Here is a 282-nt window from a genome sequence, read left to right as displayed (position 1 = left end):
CGCCGTCGTGCAGCGCAGGGGCGACGACGGCGGCGCTGGCGAGGACCTCGGTGGAGGCGGCGTCGCGGGTGAGGCCGAGCCGTACTTTCACGGTGAGCGTTTTGCCCGCCCCGACCGTGAAGCCGGGGAAGCCGTCGTCGAAGACGCCGATGAGCTCGTCCTCGTCGGTGACCTCGAAGGAGACGGGGCGCCAGCGGCCGGTGTCCGCGTCGTAGAACTCCATGCGGATCTGACCGGGCTTCAGGGCGCGGTTCCGGTCGGTGAGGACGACCACCGGATGGA

General features: G+C 70.9%; 1 pseudogene. It reads right to left on the bottom strand.

The features are described from left to right. A pseudogene (locus J0695_RS38270) lies at window positions 1-282 on the bottom strand (hypothetical protein); the annotation flags it as partial.

It is taken from the genome of Streptomyces beijiangensis (assembly GCF_017315755.1).
GTDB lineage: Bacteria > Actinomycetota > Actinomycetes > Streptomycetales > Streptomycetaceae > Streptomyces > Streptomyces beijiangensis.
This window is presented reverse-complemented; position numbering and strand designations above follow the sequence as displayed.